General features: G+C 56.5%; 1 protein-coding gene. It reads right to left on the bottom strand.

Going from position 1 to position 317, the window contains the following annotated elements:
- Positions 1-317 (bottom strand): transposase (locus HA052_RS27235; protein ID WP_166454454.1); only part of this gene is annotated, 317 nt, incomplete at both ends.

The raw sequence follows: 317 nt of genomic DNA, 5'->3' as shown, positions 1-317 counted from the left end.
AGTTCTTCCACAGCCTTCTGCTCTTTTCCAACCAAGCGAAGCTGCGCTCAACAACCCAGCGTTTGGGCATCACCTTGAAGGTATGCAGTTCGCTCCGTTTGGCAATCTGCACCGTCACGTCCGCACCCAAAATCTCGCTCACGCCTTGAGCAAACGGTTTGCCAACATAGCCACTATCCGCCAGCAGGCTCTGAACCCCAATCAATCTGGACTCACATTGCCGTAGCGCCTGTAGCGCCCCTTTGCGATCCGTTACCTCCGCTGTCGTGACTGCCACCGCGTGTGGCAGACCTTGCGTGTCCACAACAATATGGCGC

Source organism: Chromobacterium fluminis (assembly GCF_011602385.1).
GTDB lineage: Bacteria > Pseudomonadota > Gammaproteobacteria > Burkholderiales > Chromobacteriaceae > Chromobacterium > Chromobacterium fluminis.
The sequence above is the reverse complement of the archived record's forward strand: the minus strand, read 5'-3'. Positions and strand labels throughout refer to the sequence as shown.